Origin of the sequence: Flavobacterium panici (assembly GCF_903819335.1) — a bacterium.
Lineage (GTDB): Bacteria > Bacteroidota > Bacteroidia > Flavobacteriales > Flavobacteriaceae > Flavobacterium > Flavobacterium panici.
The window spans coordinates 343,561-364,066 of sequence record NZ_CAIJDE010000029.1 but is presented as its reverse complement, the minus strand read 5'-3'; the positions used below and the strand labels follow the sequence as shown (position 1 = coordinate 364,066).

Genomic DNA, 20,506 nt, shown 5'->3' with positions numbered 1-20,506 from the left:
ACTTGTTAAAATACTTTACACAACTTTTTTTGAGGCTTATATAATTTTCATAAAATCACAATATTTTTATGAATGCTGCGTTACACGCATCCTATAGAAAACAAAAGGGCTGTCTCAATTTTAAGACAGCCCTTTTATGTATCCGGTTATTCATTCCATAGCAATGTTTCGCAGGTAGAAAAAAATAAAGATCAACCAAATTTACGTTTCGTAGGAACGTTTGATTTTGAAATCGTTTTTAATAATCTGGCGTATCAAACGTTCCTACGGAACGTAAAAAATAATAATATAATTTTTCTACCGATGAAATGTTCCTACGGAACAAAAAAACATATAGAATAAATGTGACTGTCTCAATAATCGAGACAGCTCTTTTTGTATATCCAGTTATCATTCCATAGGAATGTTTCATAGGTAGAAAAAAAATGCAGATCAACGACATTTACGTTCCGTAGGAACGTTTGATTTTGAAATCGTTTTTTAATAATCTGGCGTATCAAACGTTCCTACGGAACGTAAATTATAATAACAATATAATTTTTCTACCGATGATATGTTCCTATGGAACATGAAAATATATAGAATAAATGTGACTGTCTCAATAATTGAGACAGCTCTTTTTGTATATCCAGTTATCATTCCATAGGAATGTTTCGTAGGTAGAAAAAAATGCAGATCAACGATATTTACGTTCCGTAGGAAGGTTTGATTTTGAAATCGTTTTTTAATAATCTTGGCGTATCAAACGTTCCTAGGGAACGTAAATCATGGTAACAATATTATTTCTACCGACGAGATGTTCCTATGGAACATGAAAAAATATAAAATAGAATGGGCTGCTCTAAATTTTGAGACAGCTCTATTTGTATATCCAGTTATCATTCCATAGGAATGTTTCGTAGGTAGAAAAAAATGCAAATCAGCGACATTTACGTTCCGTAGGAACGTTTGATTTTGAAATCATTTTTAATATCTGGCGTATCAAACGTTCCTACGGAACGTAAATTATGATAGCAATATAATTTTTCTACCGATGAAATGTTCCTATGGAACATATAAAATAGAATGGGCTGCTCTTATTTTAAGACAGCCCATTTGAAATTAAGTATGTTGTAATTGTTTATTCTGTGAATTTTTTAAAGATGGAACTGGCAACGTGACCTCCAAAACCAAAAGTATTGCTCATAGCATAATTCACTTCTCTGGATTGTGCTTTTCCAAGTGTCAAATTAAATTTATCTGCAAATTCGGGTTCTACGTTTTGTGTGTTTATCGTTGGCGGAATAACATTTTCCTGAACCGCTTTTATACAAGCAATGGCTTCAATTGCTCCGGCACCGCCAAGTAAATGTCCAGTCATAGATTTTGTAGCACTAATATTCGCATTCGGGTTTATTCCAAATACTTTTTCAACAGCTTTAAGTTCGCTTAAATCTCCGGTTGGAGTAGAAGTTGCGTGGGCATTAATGTAATCAATTTGATCTGGAGAAATTCCGGCTTCTTCAAGCGCAAGCTCCATTCCTAAAACAGCTCCTTCACCTTCAGGATGCGTTCCCGTTAAATGGTAAGCATCTGCGGCTAAACCTCCGCCTACAATTTCGACCAGAATTACTGCGTTTCTTTTTATCGCATGTTCGTAGCTTTCTAATATCACAACGCCGGCTCCTTCGCCCAAAACAAAACCATCTCTTGTTTCATCAAAAGGTCTTGAAGCTTTGCTGTAATCATCATTTAAGGTAGACAATGCTTTTGAAGCGTTAAAACCGCCAATTGAAGATTCTGTAACCGAAGCTTCAGAACCGCCGGTGATCATCATATCTGCTTTTCCCCAACGTATATAATTGAAAGCATCTATAATTGCAGTATTGCTGGCAGAGCAGGCTGCAGCGGTTGTATAGTTAATGCCGCGAAGTCCATATTTAATCGAAATAACGCCTGAAGCTATATTCACAATTCTTTTCGGAATAAAAAACGGACTAAATCTTGGTGTGCCATTTCCTAATTTATATTCTCCAATTTGTTCTTCAAAAGTTGAAATACCGCCATCGCCGCAGCCCCATATCACTCCAATTCGGTTTTTATTTAAAGAATCAAAATTGATATTGGCATTTTTTACGGCTTCGTCTGCGGCGTACAATGCGTATTGGGTAAAAAGATCGTATTTTCTGATTTCGTTTTTTTCAAAAATAGCCGAAGCATCAAAGTTTTTAACCTCGCATGCAAATTTAGTTTTGAATTGTGTGGTGTCAAATCTTGTTATAGGAGCAGCACCGCTGACTCCGTTAATTAATGAATTCCAAAATTCCTGAACATTATTTCCAATAGGAGTTACTGCTCCTAATCCTGTTACTACAACTCTTTTCATTATTTTTTAGGTCTTAATTCTGTTAATATTGTTTCTCTAACCAAGTCAAAATCACTATCGTTAGTAAGTCTCGAAAGCTGTACAATCGCAACCATATTCGTTATGATCATTATGGCTTTTGTTCTTGGCGCCATTTCAAAATCAAATATTTTGAGTTTTTTTCCTTCAATTAAAACTTCCGTCAGCCAGGTAATTACGATTTGGGAAAATCCTTGCAGTTCTGTTTTTATGGATTCGTCCAGCGTATTTAAATCTGTGGCTAATGAACCTACAATGCAAACTTTATTTTCTTTTTTAATTTGTGCCTGTACTTCTAAAAAAGCTTCCAGTTTTATTAGAGGAGATTCATTGGCTACTCTTTTCTTTAAAGCCTCGGTTCTGGCAATATGTTCTTTTATGGTCGCTACGCCAAGATCAGATTTAGTAGGGAAGTGGTAATGAATAGAAGCGGTTTTTATGCCAATATCATTTGAAATATCTTTAAAACTAAAAGCATTGTAGCCTTTGTTTCGAATAAACTGATCTGCTTTTTCTATAATATTTTCCCGTGTTGTCATGGCTGTAATTTTTTGACAAATATACTACCTATTAGTAGATAGGCAAATTTATTTAGTTTATTTTTATGATTAATTATTGCTGTAAACAAAAAATCCCTTTCATTAAGAAAGGGATTTTCCGGGTTTAATAGAATTTTGGTCAGTCTATTACGTTATAAAATTACAAATTTTAAATTTCAAATCCCAACTTTGGAATTTGGAATTTTTTAATTGGAATTTTTCTATAATTTTTTTTCTAAGAGTTAATCGCTACTCCTGTTCTCAATTTATTTAAAGGAATAACTTTAGATTCGTCATGAGCAAATTTTTCCATTATTAATCTTGCGGTTAAGTAACATACGGTTGATTCTGCTCCTTGATTTAAGTTTACATTGTTTTTTTCAAGACCGTCGTAACCGCCGCCGCTTACGGGATTATACATAATTTGATTTAAATGATTTTTTCCTAAAAACCAGTTAAATGCAATTTTCATTTTCTTTCTGTATTCCGGAGTTTCAAATGTGTTATAAAAAGCATTTAATGTCTGAATTGTATAGGTAACATCAATTGGCTGTTCTCCATATTCCTGTGGTTCTGAACCTTTGTGATACCAGCTTTGATTTGAGATTGCTTTAAAATTCCCGTCAACAAATGTTTTCGACAATAAGAAATCTAATGAATCTAAGGCTACTTTTTTGTAAACTGGTTTGTTTGTAATTAAATACGCGTACAACATAGATTCTGGCAGAATTCCGTTTCCATACGTTAAATAATTTTCAAACCACTGCCAGTCTTCAGTAGCTGTATCTTCGTAATTTGCCAGCAGTTTTGCATTTAGTTTATTGATAATGGCTGCCACATATAAATTTGGAACGGCATTATGATACAAATACAATCCTTTTGTTGCAAAACCAATAGAACGAGGCGATTGAATATTTTCTGCCCATTTTAAGGAATTAAGGAAACATTTTGCTGCTTTTTTAGAAATGTTTTCAGGAAGGATATCTGAATTTGAAACTACAGTTCCTAAAGCCCAGATTGCTCTTGCATTTGAATCTTCTAAATTAACTTCGGCATTTTGCTCAATATGTTCACGGTTTTCCTGATCGACATAATTGATGAAATTTCCTTTTGGTTTTTGGCATCTTTCAATAAAATCCAAATAAATTAAAATATACGGAAGATCGTCTTTGTCCCTGGTTAATTTATAGTGCGCACAAAATGCGATTAAAGCGCGGGCATTATCATCTAAAGTATAACCGGAATCCAGATCCGGAACTGAAATTTTACTAAATTGAATAATTCCAAGATCAGTAGTTAATCTTTTAATATGTCTTAACTGAATATCAGGATAGCTGTATTTTACATCTGATGGATTTTCGATTAACTTTTTATAAGTATTCATAAGTGTTAATGCGGCATTTTCCCAAGATGAAGCTCTCATTTTAGTAAATGCATTGATTCCCATTTCACGTCTTAAATTTTCATCAGAAATCAATTTTAAGGTTTCTTCTGCAAATTGATCCACATTTCCAATATCAACCAGAACACCACAGTCTGAAGTTAAAACTTCTTTTGTATGTGCAATTTTTGATGCGACCATAGGGCAGGCACAACTCATTGCATAAGCAAAAGTACCGCTTACAGCCTGGTTTGGATCTTTTGAAGTAAACAAATAAATATCAGTTGCTTTTAAATATTCTAAAAGTTCGTCAGTATCTAAATATTGATTAATGAAGCGAACATTGTTGTGTAAATTTAATTCGTCAACAAGTGCTTCCAGTTTATCTCTATAAGTATCAACTCCGTCTTTAATTAAATTAGGGTGTGTTTTGCCAATAATTAAATACAATACATTTGGTTCTTTTTCGACAATTTTTGCCAAAGCCTGTAAACCTGTTTCGATATTTTTTCCTTCGCCTAAAAGGCCAAAAGTTGAAAGTACAATTTTGTTTTGAATATCAAATTTTGCTTTTGCTTGTGCCGGCTCTTCATAAATTACAATATGGGTTCCGTGCGCCACTGTTGTAATGATATCTTCGTCAATGTTGTAGTCTTGTATTAAAATTTCTTTTGACTGGTTTGTCATTACAAAAACAGAATTGCTGTAGCTCAAAAGTAATTTTACAAAAGTTTTCAATTCGTTATTCGGGTTTGGAATAACCGTGTGAAAAGTATAGGTTATAGGTTTTTTTACTGCATTTAAAAAATCTAGTAAATGATCACCATAATTACCGCCAAACAAACCGAATTCATGCTGAATGTGAACTAGTTTCACATTTTTATCTTTATTAATTTCTTCGGCAACTTTTGTGTACTCTGCTCTTTCTTTTGTGTTTAATGTAAAGGCCTGTGTCGAATTTGTCTTTGGATTGTCTACTAATTCACAAATTTCACAAGTTATTGATTTACCAAAAATGTCGGTAATTCCTTTAATTGTATCCTGAGTATAAGTTGCTATTCCACATTGTGTTGGAGGAAATGTTGAAAGAAAAACAATTTTCGATTTATTTGATATCTTCTTCATGGGATTCTGTTTTAGTTCTGTTAATAAGTCGTCAAGGTTCAAAGTAGCCGCCACAATTTTTTTATTGGCGGCACCATAATAATGTTATACTATTAAAAATGACTTTTTGTTAAGAAAAATACCTTATTTATATAACAGTATCTTTTTATAAGATTCAACTGAGCCAGTTTTTAATTTTGAATAAAATTACCTTGGGAACGCAGCGGTAATTAACTCAATCGATCAAAAAATTAACTCTAAAGCTTCTGGATGGGAATTGTATAACGTTGAGACCAAAATTCTAAAAGAGCCTGATAAATTTATGATTTGTAATGGATTGCGATAATAAATATACCGTTTGAGTTAATTGTTTTTGTAAGTAAAAGAGAACTTTGAGAGACAAACAAATCAGACTTGTAAAAGTCACATTATTATAACTTAAATTTCAATATTATGTTACGTTGGACAGTCACATTTATTATTTTGGCTATAGTAGCCGGAATTTTTGGTTTTGGAGGAATTGCTGCCGGAGCCGCTAGTATCGCAAAAATTTTATTCTTTATATTCTTAGTTTTATTTATTATCTCATTAATAAGCGGAAGATCAAGAGTTTAAAATTTCAAGTTTATTAAAAAAGCGAAATCAACAGTTGTGTTGATTTCGCTTTTTTGTTTTTAATCTATACTTATAATTTTAACGCAAAGCACGCTAAGATTTTTAATAAGTTAGTTTTTTACTGAAACTCAAAGTTCGCAAAGCATGATGAACACATAGCTTTGCGAACTTTAGCATTGAAAATGCAGCCTTTCAAAAAATCTTAGCGTTCTTTGCGTTAAAATTATTGCGCTAAGCTAATAACTCATAACTCATAACTTTTCTTAGTTACAAAAGCAATTGGCAAACCAATGCAGACGATTAAAATTAAAACAGAAATGATTAAGGGAAGATCAAATTCTTTTGATGGAAGTTTTGGAAATACAATTGGAAGCACAATAAGGTTCATTACAATCCAGACAAAAATTCCATAGACAATTCCCGAAACAACAATATTCTTTTTCAAAATAGGAACGTGCGGATATATCTTATAATAGAAATAGGCAAAAGCAAATGCGATAAAGTAATGCAGTAATAAACCATAGAAAACCATTTGTGTGCCACCTGTATAGGCATGCTGTTTAAAAATGCCACTTGCAATAGACTGTAGAATTTTTTCGGCAGTTGTTTGATGTAATATAACGGAGTAAACAAAAATTGCCGCAAGAATATCTAAAGTTCCTGCGAGTAAACCAGAGTATAAAATAGTTTTAGATTTTGATGTCATTAATTTAGAGTTTAGTTATGTGTTGAAAAATAGAATTTAATTGATGCGTATGTCTTTGGGTGTGAACTAATGCAAAATCAATCCATTCGTACATGGTGAATTTGTCAAAGCCCGGAACCTGAAAATCTAAGCAGATTAGGGTTAAATCGTATTTTTCGGCACAATCTAATAACTCAGATTCAAGTCTGAGTAATTCTATGTTTAATGCATTTTTATTGTATTCTTTTTTCTCAGGTTTCAGAAATACAGGAGCATCCATTTTTATGTTGAAGTTTAAAAACAGCCCTTCAATATCTTTAATTTTTTCGTCGGGTTTTCGGGTTGTTTTTTCCGTATTTCCGGCAAATAATTCGGGAAATCCGGAACAGGCTAAAATAATATGCTGTACAACTTGTCCGGGAGTCCAGCTTCCTTGAAACGGAACCTGATTTAACTCGTTTTCAGAAAATTTTGATAGAATATCATTTAATTTTTTGAATGTTTCAACAATATCTTTTTGAACGTCTGTCTTCATATTATTGATTTTTAAGGTTTAATTTACGGAAGTAATCCACCAGACATTTCCAAAAGGATCTGTTACGCCGCAGGTTCTGCCGTAATCCTGATCGCTTAATCCCATTAAAGAAACGGCGCCGTTTTCTAATGCTTTTAGATAGGTTTTATCGGCATTAAGAACATAAACAAATAAGTTGGCCGTTTGTTTTGACCAGTCTTCAGTTTCATCGGTTACCATAATTGTGCTTCCGTTTAAAGTGATTTCGGCATGCATTATGGTTCCGTCTTCACGGAGTGCCTTCGAATGTGTCTCTGAAGCTCCGAAAACATTTTTTGTAAAATCTATAAATTGCGATGCGCCTTTCAGGATAAGGTATGGCATTACGGTTTGATGTTCTGCGGGTAAATTCATTTTTTGTGGTTTAGATGTTAGTATCTCAAAAGTACGATTTTTATTGTAATATTTTGTAAATCAATAAATTGTAAATTTACGGAAGTGCTTCGCAATGAAAACCATGCGAATTTAGAAGTTCAATTATTTTATGGTTTGAAATAGAAGCAGCGTGAACCCGAAGAATTTTATCGCAGTCTTCGAGATCAAAATTGACGATGCTGTTTGGGAAATGTTCAAGAAGTTTCCCAACAATCATTACTGATTGCTCAACTTCCTGAACATTTGTTTTAAAAACTTCTATCATCGCAGGAAAGTGTTACAAAGCAATATTTTTGTATCGCTCGATTTTATGATAATAGATATATGAGATTGCCAAAATCACTAAAAAGATTAACGGAAAAAAACTTTGAAAGTTAATGCCGTCAACCGCAAAATGACTTATTGAAGCAAATATAAAGTCGAAACCAAATCCGGCGTAAGCCCATTCTTTTACATTTTTAGGAACAGACGGAATTACTAAAACGAGAACTCCCAGAATTTTGAAAATCACTAATGCATTTCCAAAATACTCCGGATAACCTAAATGTCTGATCCCTTCTTTAGCCATTTCAGACTGGGAAGTCAAAGCTGGCATAACGCCTTCAAATAGAAAAATAATTGTAGTTGCAATCCAAAAAATAATTTTTGCTTTTTTCATGTGGTTTATTTTTAAATAGTTATTAGTTAATGTATTACAAATATACTATTCTTGTTTTTTCATGAAATAGTTATTTACGACTATTTTAGGGGCATTTGGGACAAGTTTTTTGATTGTAGATTTTAGAGGTAGATTTTAGATTATTTGCCACTAAGGCGCGAAGTTTTATTTTAAGTTTTTTTTGGAACCGATAGTAGGAGTGAAGTAACCACACAGTTTATCATCCTGAGCGAAGTCGAAGGATCGCAAAGAGGCTCTGCAAAGATTGTCGATTTTGATTGCGGGTCTTCGACTTCGCTCAGCCTGACAAAAAATGAGAATAAAAAAAGCTCTCGCAGATTTTGGAGATTAAGCAGATAAAAATCCTTTTAATCTGAGTAATCTGTGGCATAAAAAAAATCTGGTCAATCTGCAAAATCTGCGAGAAACTTAAAAAAACTTAGTGCCTTAGTGCCTTAGTGGCAAAAAAAAACTAAAAAACGCCATGAAACCTAAGTCTCACAGCGTTTTCCTCTCAAAAAATAAATAATTAACGGGTAATGTAACAGGTATTATTTCCAGCCTCCGCCCAGTGCGCGGTACAATTCAGTATTAGCTGTAAGTTGTTGTCTTTTAACATCAGCAAGTTCCAGTTCGCTTTGCAATAAATTCGCTTGCGCTGTTAAAACTTCAAGATATTCTGCCATACCATTTTTGAATAATAGGTTAGCATTTTTAATCGCTTGCTGTAAAGTTTTTACTTTTTCTTTTAAGAAAGTTTCCTGTTGTTGTAATTTCTCTACTTTAACTAAAGCATCAGAAACTTCGCTTACAGCAACCAAAACAGATTGTCTGAAACTTAAAACAGCTTTTTCTCTTTCTGCAACAGCAATATTATATTGTGTTCTTACTCTTTTGTTGTTCAAAAGCGGTTGTGTTAAACCTCCTGCAACAGTTCCGAATAATGAAGCCGGAATGTTGAACCAATTGCTGGTTTCAAAAGAGTTTACTCCGCCTTGAGCAGTAATTCTTAAAGTTGGATATAAATCCGCTTTTGTGATTCCAACATTTGCGTTTGCCGCTTTAAGAGCTAATTCAGCACTTTTTACATCTGGTCTTCTGCTTACTAATGAAGACGGAATTCCGATAGCGGTATTGTTTTTAACTTCAATTGCACTTAACTTAATTGTTCTTTCTTTAGAATTCGGAAAAGAACCTGTTAAAACACTTAAAGCATTTTCCTGAATTGCAATGTTTTGTTCCAATAAAGGAATCAATTGCGCCGAGTTTAATTTCTGTGCTTCAGATTGTTGAATCGCTAATGTAGTTACCTGACCAGCATCGTATTTTAATTTGATAATATTGGTTGTACTATCATTTAATTTTAGATTTTGTCTGGCAATTTCTAATTGTGCATCCAGCATTAAAAGGTTGTAATATCCTCTTGAAACATTAGCAACAATATTGGTCTGCAATGCTTTTTTAACTTCTGCAGATTGTAAATATCCTGCATAAGCACCTTTTTTCTGATTTCTGATTTTTCCCCAGATATCAGCTTCCCACGAAAGCGAAGCTCCGGCAGAATAATCGTCAATATGTTTCGCACCAATTGCCTGATTTAAGTTCAATCCTGTAAAACTATTGTCAGACGGATTGCTTGTGCTTGCGTTTACAAATAAATTAACCTGAGGAACATTTCCCCATTTTGATTGTGTAAATCTGTATTGTGCAATTTCAATGTTTTTTTCGGCAATCTGCAAATCGTTGTTTCTCTCAACGGCGCTGTCGATCAATTTGATAATATCTTTTTCGGTAAAGAAGTTTTTCCACTCCACATCAGCAATACTTGTTGTATCACTCGAAGTTGATGCATTCCTGAAATTCTCAGGAAATGCATCTTTTGGAGTTTCAATATCCTTCGAAACTTTACAGGATATTAATGTCGTGATCAGAATGGCGAAGGTCACGATTTTGGTTATATGATTTTTCATTCTTTCTTTTATTAATTTTTTTTATCCGTTAGGTGTGATTTTTTTAAACACAATGAAACATAGTTTGTTGAGGCTTTTAAAAAGGCGTTTCACTAGTTTAAAATAGCTTAGCTATGTGTGGAAACTTGTTTCTTTTGCTCTCTTTTGTTAGACATAGACAAAAAAACTATGTCTCTATGTGTTAAAATATTTTTTCATCCCAAAGGGTTAAATTTCTGTACAAGTCTCTTTAGTTTCAAGATCTTTTGAGATTCTGTACGATATATAAGCGATGCCAATTATGATGGCTACTAAAGCTGTGGTTATATAGTTTTCCATTTATTCTTTTTCTTCGTTATGAATTACGGCAACTGGTTTTCCAGAAACCTTTTCTTGTAAATGCTGGAAGATGATGAATAAAACAGGAATGATAAACAAACCTAGAATTACTCCTGAAATCATACCTCCGGCAGCACCAATACTAATAGAGTGGTTACCTTGAGCTGATGGTCCTGTTGCGCTCATCATCGGTATTAAACCTACGATAAAGGCAAGAGACGTCATGATAATTGGTCGTAAACGTAATTTTGCAGCATCGATTGAAGCTCTAACTAACGCTTGTCCCGATTTTCTTTTCTGTACGGCAAATTCGACGATCAGAATGGCATTTTTGGCGAGAAGTCCAATCAGCATGACAAGGGCAACTTGTACATAAATGTTGTTCTCAATTCCAGTTAAACCAATAGCTACGAATACTCCAAAAATACCTGCAGGGATTGATAAGATTACTGCCAAAGGCAAAATGTAACTTTCGTACTGTGCAGCAAGTAAGAAATAAACGAATATCAAACACAGTAAGAATATTGTTGCGGATTGTCCTCCGGATGAAATCTCCTCACGAGTTTGGCCCGAGAATTCAAACCCGTAACCTGCAGGTAATTGTTGTGCTGCTACTTCTTCAATTGCTTTAATGGCATCTCCTGAACTAAATCCTGGTTTTGGAATGGCATTAATAGAAATTGAGTTAAATAAATTGTATCGTGATGCGGTTTCTGAACCATAAATACGAGTTAGTTTTACTAAAGTATTTATTGGCACCATTTCGCCTGTTCTGTTTTTCACAAATACACGGTCAATTGCTGTTGGATCAGCTCTATCGGCAATATCAGCCTGAACTACAACACGGTAATATTTACCAAATCTGTTGAAATCAGATGCCTGCGCGCTACCAAAGTAAGCCTGCATGGTTTGCAGAATGTCTTTTACATTTACGCCTAATTGATTTGCTTTTTCATCATTAACTTCCAATTGTAATTGTGGATAATCTGCTTTGAAAGAGGTAAAGGCAACTGCAATTTCCGGACGTTTCATTAATTCACCGATAAAGTTTTGAGAAATTCCACTGAATTTATCCAGTTTTCCTCCTGTTTTATCTTGTAAAACTAAATCTAAAGCCTCAACGTTACTAAATCCAGGTACAGTTGGGAAACTGAATACGAAGAAACTTCCGCCAGAAATAGCGCCCAGTTTTCCACGAACCTGATTCATGATTTCGTCAATGTTTTTTACTTCGCCTCGTTCTTCGTTTGGTTTAAGCAATACGAATACAACTGCAGAAGATGGACTTGTAGAATTTGTCAATAAGTTGAAACCTGAAATCGCAGTTACGAATCTTGAAGCGTCTAATGCTTTTAAAGTATTCTCAGCTTCGGTCATTACTTTTTGAGTTCCGTCTAATGATGTTCCAGATGGCGTATTTACTGCAATCGCAATAAATCCTTGATCCTCTGTTGGAATAAATCCTGCAGGAGTTGTTTTTACCATTACAATCGTTGCCACAACAATTAAAGCTAATCCACCTAAACTCAACCATTTTCTTCTGATTAAGAATTTAAGTCCGCCTACGTAACGATTCGTTAAAGATTCAAAACTGCTGTTGAAAGCGGTAAAGAATTTCTCTTTAAATCCTTTTTTTACATAAGCTGAATCGTGATCGTGGTCTCCGTGATTATCTTTTAAGAATAATGCCGCAAGCGCCGGACTCAATGTTAAGGCATTAACAGCCGAAATTACAATTGCAATTGCCATTGTAAAGGCAAACTGACGATAGAAAACTCCTGTAGAACCTTCCATAAAACCAACCGGCAGGAATACAGCAGCCATTACCAGCGTAATCGAGATAATAGCACCCGTTATTTCGTGCATTGCTTCATGGGTTGCGACTTTTGGAGACAAGCGTTTATGCTCCATTTTCGCATGCACCGCTTCGACTACCACAATGGCATCATCGACCACAATACCAATCGCCAGAATTAATGCGAAAAGTGTTAAAAGGTTGATCGAAAATCCGAATAACTGCATGAAGAAGAACGTTCCTAAAATTGCTACAGGTACAGCAATAGCCGGGATTAATGTTGATCTAAAATCTTGCAAGAAGATAAATACCACAATAAATACAAGTATAAAAGCTTCTAATAATGTATGCTCAACTTGTTCAATAGATTGGTCAAGAGATACTTTTGTACTATAGAAAATATTGTGTTTTATGCCTTTAGGAAAATCTTTAGAAGCCTTTTCCATCATTTTGTTAATGGCAATCTGAATATCATTTGAGTTAGATCCAGCTAACTGAATAACCCCAATTACAATTCCTTTTTTACCATTTAAACGAGTTAAACTGTTATAAGAGTATGCTCCAAGTTCTACTCTCGCAACATCTTTTAAGCGAAGTACTGAACCATCTGCATTAGAACGTATAGCAATATTTTCATAATCTTCTGGTTTAGTTAATTTCCCTTTATATTTAATAACGTATTCAAAAACTTCTTTGCTTCGCTCTCCAAATTTACCCGGAGCCGCTTCCAAACTTTTATCTTGGATAGCTCCCATAACTTCACTTGGAGTCACTTTGTAAGTTGACATTTGTGTTGGGTTTAACCAAACACGCATAGAATAATCTTTTACACCACCAAAAATACTGGCAGAACCTACACCCGGAATACGTTTTAACTCCGGAATAATATTGATTTGTGCATAGTTGGCAACAAATGTCTGATCGTATTTTGCTTCATCATCAGTGTACATACCAATTGCCATGATGAAACTGTTTTGTTGTTTCGCCGTAACAATACCTTGTTGTACAACCTCTGCAGGAAGCTGGCTCGTTGCCTGCGCAACTCTGTTTTGAACGTTTACAGCAGCTTGGTCAGCATCTGTACCCAGTTTAAAGAAAACAGTAATTGCCAAGGTACCGTCGTTACTTGCTGTAGAACTCATGTAAGTCATGTTTTCTACACCATTTATAGATTCTTCGATAGAAGGTGCCACAGAACGTAAAACCGTTTCTGCGTTGGCTCCCGGATATACCGCCGTTACCAAAACCGATGGCGGCGCAATATCAGGAAACTGTTGTAAAGGCAGTTTAGTTAAACCAAGTACTCCAAGAATCACCAATAAAATGGAGATTACGGTTGCCAGTACAGGTCTTTGTATAAATATTTTGAACATTGTCTTTTAGAATTATTTTTTATTAGTTACTTCGGCAACTTTAGTTGATTTTTCTGGCTGAATCGCTTGTCCATCCTGAAGTTTGTCAATACCGCTTAACACGATTTGGTCACCAGTTTTTACACCTTCTTTAATTAAATAATTAGTACCGCTTTTACCCACAACTGTAATAGGCATTTTAGTTACTTTGTTGTCTTTACCTACAGTGAAAACAAATACTTTATCCTGCATTTCAACTGTAGCCGACTGTGGAACTAAAATCGCATCGTCGTGTTGTAATCCTAAACGGATTCTTCCTGTGTTTCCAGAACGTAATGTTCCGTTTGCATTTGGGAAAGTTGCTCTAATTGTGATTGCTCCGGTAGTTTTATCAAACTGTCCGTCAACCATATCAATTTTTCCGGTTTGAGGATAAGCATTGTTATCTGCCAAAATCAAAGTAACTGGAGGTAATTTTTTGATTTTATCACCAAGTGAACTTCCTTTATATTGCTCTTTAAAGTTGATGAAATCTGTTTCTCCTAAAGAGAAATAAGCAAATACTTCATGAACATCAGATAAAGTTGTTAAAGCTTCAACATCAGAAGCAGAAACTAAACTTCCTTGTTTTTTAGGTAATCTGCCAATGTATCCGCTAACTGGAGCCGTAACATTTGTATATCCTAAATTAATTTTAGCAGAACCTACCATTGCTTTTGCTTGTTCAATATTTGCAGCAGCAATTTTTTGTGAAGCTTTAGCTGTTTTCAATTGATAATCAGAAACTACTTTGTTTTGAACTAAAGGAGTCAATTTATCTACTTCTAAATTAGCGTTAATCAAAGCTGCTTCTGCAGCGTGTAAACTTGCTAAAGCATTGTTTAACTGCTCACGGTATGGACGTTCGTTTATTTTAAATAAAGTTTGTCCTTTGCTTACGTAAGCACCTTCGTCAACAAAAATTCTGTCAAGGTTTCCGCTTACTTGCGGGCGAATTTCAACATCTACAGTTCCTTGTATAGCAGCTGGATATTCAGCATCAGTAGTTGTATTTGCACTTGTTATAGCCAACACAGGTAAAACCGGTGGTGGTGGAGCAGTAGGCGCCTGATTTTTGTCGCCACAGCTGCTTAATACAAAAGCCAGAACAAAACTGGTTATAATTATTACATTTTTCATTTTCATATTGGTTTTAATTGGTTGAACATTTTCTCGGATTAAATTCTTAGGTATTCTGGCATTCTCGGGATTCATATCTAATTAAATTAAATTATCTAACGTTGTTAAGTAAATGTGCGCAAACTTTCCTACTTTAAGCATTTTCAATTCTATTTTAATCATTATTAAAATATTTAACGGCGTTAAGTAAAAGTCTAAAAAAAGAGCTTTTATTACTCTATTAAATTTTCTAACAGTGTTAAGTTAAGGTTATAAAAAAAAGGATTTTATATTATCCAATTAAATTATTTTACACTGTTAAGTAAAAATTGAAAAAAAATCTATTGTATTGATTTGATGATACCACCAATGGCATCTTTCAAAATTTGAGCATTTATTGTTTCTAAAATATCACTTTTGTTAATGATGTTGATGGCGATTAAACCATGAATAACAGAAAAGAAAGTAAAATATTTTTGTTTAATGATATCTTCACTCGGATTGCTGTCTTTCATTACATCAGCAATAACACCAGTGAATAGTTTGTAAGGTCCCTCCTGAGCAGAACATCGTTGTGCGCAGCAAGTCATTTGAACACCAAACATTAACTGATACATTTCAGTATTTGTAAAAGCGAAGTCCCAGTAAGTCATCCACATGGCTTCTAATTGATCTTCCGGTTTTTCAAACTTATCTATTGCAATTTGTAGTTCTTTAGTTAGTTTAATAAAACCTTTACCTGTCAATTCTTCTAATATTGCTTCTTTATTCGAAAAGTATTCATAAATAATTGGAGCAGTATATTCGATTCTGTCGGCAATTTTACGCATACTCAAACCATTCCAGCCTTCATCTTTTACGATATCATAAGCAGCCCCAAGGATATTATTCCTTGTCTCTTCTTTTTGTCTTAAAATTCGATCTTTGCTAGCCATTATATTCGAGCATTAAATTGTTTAACACTGTTAGGCAAATGTATGGCGGTTTTTCTAATAATGAAATAAATTTGTCATAATATTTTCTTATGCAATCATAGAGAGTACTAAAACAGTAGTAAAATAAGGTATTCCGAAAGGTTTTGTGTTTTTGTAAAATTTCATTTTAAGTAAAATTCAACCTAAATTCGAATAAAATTAAGATGATTTTGAAGTTTTTTGATTCTGAAAAAATCTGATTTCTCAATATCGAATAAAATTTCAATCAAAATCTTCGATTATTTCATTCCTCGAACGCTCATTTCTATCGTATAAACACTTTTACTGGCAGTAATAAATAATGTTTTAAATTTTTTCCCTCCAAAACAAATATTAGCTGTCCAAGGTTCAGGAACATCAATATGGGCTATTTTTTCTCCTTGCGGATTGAATACAGTAACTCCTTTTCCGCATAAGTAAATATTTCCGGATTTGTCTATTGTCATTCCATCTGAACCTGATTCAGTAAACAGTGTTTTTTTGCTTAAAGAACCATTACTTTCGATAGTATAAGAGTACGTTTTATTTGCTCCTATATCTGCTACGTATAAGGTTTTTCCATCCGAAGTTCCAATAATGCCATTAGGTTTTACAAGGTCATCCCCAACGTTTATAATTTTGGATTTATCCGGAGATAAATAGTAAACACATTCTTTCTCTATTTCTTTCGAGGTATGTTTCCAATAATCCCTTTGGTAAAAAGGATCTGTAAAATAGATTCCGCCTTTTGGGTCAACCCAAAGATCATTGGGGCCATTCAGCCTTTTTCCTTCAAAGTTGTTTAGTACTACAGTATAATTTTTGTTCTTGTCTATTTTCCAAAGCTCATTTTTTTCATCGGCGCAAGCCAAAAGGTTGCCTGCGTGATCAAAATACAAACCGTTCGCCCTTCCTGCATTTTCCATAAAAACAGAAAGTTCGCCGTTAACCGACCACTTCATGATTCTATTATTAGGCTGATCTGTAAAATAAATATTTCCTTTCTTATCTGAAGCAGGACCTTCCGTAAAACTGAATTGATCGGATAGTTTTGTGAGAACTGCGCCTTTTGCTATTAAGTTATAGCTTTTTTCTTTTGATGTCTGAGCAGATATAAAATTTGTAATAGTTAAAGTAATAACAAATATAAGTTGTGATTTTATTTTAAGTTGGAGCATTATAAAAAGGTTTAAAAGTTGCTTTTGAAGCGTTTTTAAAAGTAGTTTTTATTTCTGATATTCTGCAAAGTTGGGTTAAGATTCTTTTGAGGAGCAGAAATTCCGTTTTCAAAAGAACGTTTAGTCCCGCTCTCCACTATATTCCCGATAAACAAAAACTACGGCTAAAAAGCCTTATTTTTCTAAATCGGGAGATGCCGTTTCGATCGGGGCTAGGCGAGAACGTATCTTTTTTATAATTTTTCTAAGCAGCTTTAAAGGAATTTATTTAACATATTAAATTTTAAATGGCGCCTTTTTACGTATAGAAAGTAATATTTTTACGAGACAAATTCAAAGAACACTCATTCAATAATTTAATTATGTCGCTACTGATTCTTATTGCCGGGATTCTCTTATTATTGATTCTAATTTCCGTTGTAAAACTCAATGCCTTTATTTCCTTAATTATTGCCGCTTGCTTTGTCGGTATTTTTAAGCAGATGCCTTTTCCGGATTTAATCAATTCGATACAGGAGGGAATAGGAAGTACGTTAGGTTCTTTAATTTTAATTATTGCTTTTGGCGTTATTTTAGGAAATTTGCTTTCTGATAGTGGCGCTGCACAGCGAATCAGTTCTGTCATGATTAAGTCCTTTGGTATTCAGTATATTAAATGGGCAATGGTTATAACCGGATTCTCTGTTGGAATTTCTATGTTCTATAATGCAGGGTTTATAATTTTGATTCCAATGGTTTTTGCCGTGGCCAAAAGCACTAAACAGCCTATCATTTATTTGGGAATTGCTATGGCATCGGCACTTTCTATTACGCATGGTTTTTTGCCTCCACATCCGGGACCAACAGCAATTGCAGTTATTTTTAAGGCCAATATTGGTAAAACACTTCTTTACGGACTTATAGTTGCGCTTCCGGCACTTTTCATGGCCGGAATCATCTTTCCTGAATTTATAAAAAAAATAAATGCCTTTCCGCCAAAAGGATTATTCGACAGTAAAACTTTCACAGAATCAGAAATGCCTTCTTTTGCAATTAGCATTGTAACGGCTTTAGTTCCAGTTTTTTTAATGGCCACTGCTACGTTCAGTGAATTAATTTTGCCCAAAAAAAGTGCGTTATGTGCCGTATTGCTTTTTATTGGAAATCCGCTGACTTCAATGTTAATTGCAATACTTTTTGCTGTATTTACCTTAGTTATTTTGCGCGGAAGAAAAATGCAGGATATCATGGACAAATCGGGTAGTGCTTTAAGTGCAGCTACGATGATTATTTTAATAATTGCTGCCGGCGGTGCTTTTAAACAAGTATTAATAGACAGCGGAATAGGAACAGATTTAAGTACTTTTTTCGAACAATCCTCTCTTTCCCCTTTATTGTTAGGCTGGCTGATTGCTACTATTATTCGCATTGCTTTAGGATCTGCGACAGTCGCCGGATTAACCGCTGCGGGAATTGTACAGCCCTTAGTGATTGCATCTGGTGTGAGTCCGGAATTAATGGTTTTGTCTATTGGCGCTGGAAGCTTAATGTGCTCGCATGTAAACGATACTGGTTTTTGGATGTTTAAGGAATATTTTGGCATTAGCGTGTCAGACACTTTTAAAACCTGGACGGTTATGGAAACAATTATAGGAGTAATGGGATTAATTGGGGTATTACTTTTAAATTTATGGATCAAATAAATAACATGGAAGCATTGTATATTGGCATTGACATTGGAACAACAGCAACAAAAGCCGTTTGTTTTGATAAAAGGGGAAATGTACTTCGACAAATTGCTAAGTCGTACAGCATGTATCATCCCAAGCCCGAATGGAGTGTTCAAAAACCGCACGAAATTTTGCAAACCGTAAAGGAATGTATTGATGAGATTACAAACGGAATTCAGCCTCAGTTCATCAGTTTTAGCTCGGCGATGCAAAGTGTTATTGCAATTGACGAAAATGGAAAACCACTGACAGATGCTATTTTATGGGCAGATAACAGAGCTGCGGGAATTGCCGAAAAACTTAAAAATTCAGATCAGGGAAAACACTTTTATCAAAAAACCGGAATACCAATTCATCCTTTTTCTCCCTTGACAAAAATTGCCTGGTTCAAAGAATTTGACGCTGAACTATTTTCCAAAACCTATAAATTCATCAGTATAAAAGAATATGTCTGGCATCATTTGACCAATGAATATTATACAGACACCTCAATGGCATCTGGAACCGGATTGTTAAACATTCATACTTTAGATTGGGATGAGGAAGTTTTGGATTTCTTAAACATAAAGCCAGATCAACTATCTAAAGTTTGCGAAGTCACACACCAATGCAAAGGAATTTCAGATGATTTTCTTTATATAATGGGCGGTGGCGACGGTGCGTTGGCCAATCTCGGAACAGGCGCCATGAACAAAAATTGTATTGCTTTGACTATTGGCACAAGCGGAGCAGTGCGACTGCCCATTGACAAACCGTATCTTGATGGCCAAATGCGCACGCAGTGCTATCATTTAATGGATAATCAATATCTTACTTTAGGTGCTGTCAATAATGGTGCGATAGTTTTACAATGGCTGAAAGAAACTTTGCTAAATACAACACAATCTTTAGAAGTTCTTATTGAAGAAGCCGCAAAAATTCCTGCGGGTTCTGATGGACTGCTTTTTGTACCTTATTTATTGGGAGAACGAGCGCCAATCTGGGATGCCTCGGCTCAGGGAACTCTTTTAGGAATGCAGATTACGCATACACAAGCGCACTTGGTACGAGCCACTTTAGAAGGAATTTTATTTGGATTGTTCCAAATCACAGAAATTTTAATTCCGGATCCCGAACATAGAAAAGAAACAAAAGTTATGGCCAGCGGCGGATTTGGTAAAAGCGAACTGTGGCTCCAAATGGTTGCTGATATTTTTCAGATGCAGGTTGAAACTTCGCAAACTATCGAAGGATCTTCGTGGGGAGCTGTTCTTATAGGTTTAAAATCACTCGGCGAGGAGATCACAAATGATAACAAAACGGGACAAACCTATTTTCCTAACACGAAACATAAAAATGTATATGAAGCTGCGTTCAATAAGTTTAAAAAAGTATATCCTTTACTGAAGGATTTTTAAGAGCAAATATTGAATTTGCATTAGAAACATTAAAACATAAAAATTATTTTTTTGCTATTATAAGGTTGGGCGTTGGTAATTTTACACGAATTTACGACGGAATAATTCCCGTTATTAAACTGGACTGAAGTCCAGCTCTACAATATGGATCATTCCTTCGGAATTTTATTCCGTCCAAAAAAAGAGCCAGAGGCTCGGCCTATATTGTAGGGCTGGACTTCAGTCCAGTTTAAAAATGCATAATTTTCCCAATCTAAATCGCCAATCTTTGTAGAGTTGCTAACGGAGATTTCTCGTTCCTCGAAATGACAAACACTGCGCTAAAAAAGCTGCACAATCTTGTCAGGCTGAGCGATCCCGAG

Annotated in this window: 16 protein-coding genes; 3 read left to right on the top strand and 13 right to left on the bottom strand. The window is 34.6% G+C overall.

Translation table 11 applies throughout. The features are described 5' to 3' along the window. Positions 1-1,120: 1,120 nt before the first annotated feature. The 3 genes from fabF to FLAPXU55_RS04465 form a co-directional block, all read right to left on the bottom strand. Positions 1,121-2,365, bottom strand: coding sequence for a beta-ketoacyl-ACP synthase II (gene fabF, locus FLAPXU55_RS04475; protein WP_180856756.1), 1,245 nt, complete (start codon positions 2,363-2,365; stop codon positions 1,121-1,123). After that, positions 2,365-2,922, bottom strand: coding sequence for a TetR/AcrR family transcriptional regulator (locus FLAPXU55_RS04470; protein WP_180856755.1), 558 nt, complete (start codon positions 2,920-2,922; stop codon positions 2,365-2,367). Before FLAPXU55_RS04470 ends, fabF begins: the two co-directional genes overlap by 1 nt. A gap of 235 nt (positions 2,923-3,157) precedes the next feature. Next, entirely contained in the window at positions 3,158-5,428 is a 2,271-nt protein-coding gene (locus FLAPXU55_RS04465) for a glycosyltransferase (RefSeq protein WP_180856754.1), read from the bottom strand. A gap of 432 nt (positions 5,429-5,860) precedes the next feature. Between FLAPXU55_RS04465 and FLAPXU55_RS04460 the strand changes: the two genes are divergently transcribed. Beyond that, positions 5,861-6,022, top strand: coding sequence for a DUF1328 domain-containing protein (locus FLAPXU55_RS04460; RefSeq protein ID WP_071638579.1), 162 nt, complete (start codon positions 5,861-5,863; stop codon positions 6,020-6,022). Positions 6,023-6,266: 244 nt separating this feature from the next. Here the strand turns inward: FLAPXU55_RS04460 and FLAPXU55_RS04455 are convergent, their stop codons facing one another. The 10 genes from FLAPXU55_RS04455 to FLAPXU55_RS04410 all read right to left on the bottom strand — a co-directional run bounded on the left by FLAPXU55_RS04455 (position 6,267) and on the right by FLAPXU55_RS04410 (position 17,038). Next, positions 6,267-6,728 carry a DUF1440 domain-containing protein gene (locus FLAPXU55_RS04455; RefSeq protein WP_180856753.1) on the bottom strand — a complete coding sequence of 154 codons (462 nt, stop codon included), beginning with the start codon at positions 6,726-6,728 and terminating at the stop codon, positions 6,267-6,269. 4 nt (positions 6,729-6,732) lie between these two features. Beyond that, entirely contained in the window at positions 6,733-7,242 is a 510-nt protein-coding gene (locus tag FLAPXU55_RS04450) for a DinB family protein (RefSeq protein WP_180856752.1), read from the bottom strand. 18 nt (positions 7,243-7,260) lie between these two features. Further along, entirely contained in the window at positions 7,261-7,635 is a 375-nt protein-coding gene (locus FLAPXU55_RS04445) for a VOC family protein (protein WP_073488292.1), read from the bottom strand. 76 nt (positions 7,636-7,711) lie between these two features. Then, entirely contained in the window at positions 7,712-7,921 is a 210-nt protein-coding gene (locus FLAPXU55_RS04440; protein ID WP_053474484.1) for a hypothetical protein, read from the bottom strand. Positions 7,922-7,933: 12 nt separating this feature from the next. Next, entirely contained in the window at positions 7,934-8,314 is a 381-nt protein-coding gene (locus FLAPXU55_RS04435) for a DoxX family protein (protein ID WP_053474485.1), read from the bottom strand. A gap of 551 nt (positions 8,315-8,865) precedes the next feature. Next, complete coding sequence (locus FLAPXU55_RS04430) at positions 8,866-10,284, bottom strand: TolC family protein (protein ID WP_180856751.1); 1,419 nt, start codon at positions 10,282-10,284, stop codon at positions 8,866-8,868. Positions 10,285-10,602: 318 nt separating this feature from the next. Further along, the gene (locus FLAPXU55_RS04425; protein ID WP_180856750.1) at positions 10,603-13,770 is read right to left on the bottom strand and encodes an efflux RND transporter permease subunit; all 3,168 of its coding nucleotides are present in this window, start codon (positions 13,768-13,770) and stop codon (positions 10,603-10,605) included. A gap of 12 nt (positions 13,771-13,782) precedes the next feature. Next, positions 13,783-15,003: an efflux RND transporter periplasmic adaptor subunit gene (locus FLAPXU55_RS04420; RefSeq protein WP_180856749.1), complete on the bottom strand. Its 1,221-nt coding sequence runs from the start codon at positions 15,001-15,003 to the stop codon at positions 13,783-13,785. A 245-nt stretch (positions 15,004-15,248) separates the two neighbouring features. Beyond that, positions 15,249-15,842, bottom strand: coding sequence for a TetR/AcrR family transcriptional regulator (locus FLAPXU55_RS04415; RefSeq protein ID WP_180856748.1), 594 nt, complete (start codon positions 15,840-15,842; stop codon positions 15,249-15,251). A gap of 278 nt (positions 15,843-16,120) precedes the next feature. Next, positions 16,121-17,038: an SMP-30/gluconolactonase/LRE family protein gene (locus FLAPXU55_RS04410; RefSeq protein ID WP_180856747.1), complete on the bottom strand. Its 918-nt coding sequence runs from the start codon at positions 17,036-17,038 to the stop codon at positions 16,121-16,123. Between the two features lie 362 nt (positions 17,039-17,400). Between FLAPXU55_RS04410 and FLAPXU55_RS04405 the strand changes: the two genes are divergently transcribed. Beyond that, positions 17,401-18,720 carry a gluconate:H+ symporter gene (locus tag FLAPXU55_RS04405; RefSeq protein ID WP_053474491.1) on the top strand — a complete coding sequence of 440 codons (1,320 nt, stop codon included), beginning with the start codon at positions 17,401-17,403 and terminating at the stop codon, positions 18,718-18,720. Beyond that, complete coding sequence (locus FLAPXU55_RS04400; protein ID WP_082356496.1) at positions 18,708-20,144, top strand: gluconokinase; 1,437 nt, start codon at positions 18,708-18,710, stop codon at positions 20,142-20,144. Before FLAPXU55_RS04405 ends, FLAPXU55_RS04400 begins: the two co-directional genes overlap by 13 nt. Positions 20,145-20,506: the final 362 nt, after the last annotated feature.